Below are 1,200 nucleotides of genomic sequence, written 5' to 3' on the forward strand. Positions count from 1 at the left end.
CTAGTGGCTTGTCACGCAGCCTTGACCGGGTAACTGGTCCAGGTGCGGATCGGTGAGTCGGCGGCGAAGTTGACCTTCGGTTGGGCGCGGGCGTTGCGCCAGCGGACGTAGGCGGCGATCGCGGCGTTCTGCTCGTCGTGGCTGCGGTGGTCGGTGCCGTTGAGGGCGAAGTAGCGCAGCGCGGCGAACTCGGCCTCGATCCAGTTCAACCACGACCCGTAGGTCGGCAGGAACACCAGCTCGACCTCGTTGGCGGCGCACCACTCGCGGACGCGGGCGTGGCGGTGCGGGGAGAAGTTGTCGCAGATCAGGTAGAGCTTCTCGGCGGGCCAGCGGGCGCGCAGCGCCTTGAGCAGGTCGAGGAACTCGATCCAGCGTTTGCGGTCGCGGATCCGGTAGAACATCTTGCCGGTGGCCAGATCGAGGGCGGCGAGCATGTGCATCACCCCGGCGGTGCGGGTGTAGGTGGCCCGCTGCCGTCGCGGTTTGCGGCGAGGCCGCCAGGCCTTGCCCTTGCGGGGCAGCAGGTTCAGCGGCCCGAACTCGTCGACGCAGACCACCCGGCCGTCGTCGGGTGGGTGGTCATACAGGCCCAGGACCCGGCGCATCTTGGGGATGAAGTCCGGGTCGGTGGAGGCCTTCCATGTGGTCGTGGTCTGCCAGGAGACGCCGCCGGCGTGCAGGATGCGGCGCAGGGTCTCGCGGCTGAGTTCGGCGACGATGCCTTCGTCCAGCAGGTGGTCGCGCAGTTTGGCCAGCGACCAGGTAGAGAACGCGGTGATGCCCCAGTTGGTGGGGGACGTCCGGGCGATCAGGCAGATCCACTCACGGAGCTGCTCACCGATCTTCTTCGGGCGTCCCCCGCCCGGTTTTGGGTTTAGCGCGTCGAACCCCCGCTCGTTGAAGGCGTGGATCACATCTCGCACGTAGTCGTCGCTGACCTGCAGCAACGAGGTGATGTCACGGACGGTCTGCCCCTGAGCGGACATCAGGACGACGATCGCGCGGCGCATCCGGACAGGGTTCTTGGCGGTCCGGGTGATCCGTGCCAGCTTGCGGCCCTCATCCATCGACAACGGCCGCACGAACACGCTCGGTCTGCGCGCCACGACCACCTCCCACACTCGACGTGCGGGCAGCCTCCCCGGCGCGACCAGCAAGATCAATTACCCGGTCGACACTGCGTGTCGAGCCACTAGT

Annotated in this window: 1 protein-coding gene; it reads right to left on the minus strand. The window is 67.6% G+C overall.

Features of this window, described 5'->3' with window-relative positions; genetic code table 11:
* Positions 1-11: 11 nt before the first annotated feature.
* Positions 12-1,109, minus strand: coding sequence for an IS630 family transposase (locus tag MMF94_RS43120; protein ID WP_241043290.1), 1,098 nt, complete (start codon positions 1,107-1,109; stop codon positions 12-14).
* Positions 1,110-1,200 lie beyond the last annotated feature (91 nt).

This window comes from Pseudonocardia alaniniphila (assembly GCF_022524485.1).
GTDB classification, from domain to species: Bacteria; Actinomycetota; Actinomycetes; order Mycobacteriales; family Pseudonocardiaceae; genus Pseudonocardia; species Pseudonocardia alaniniphila.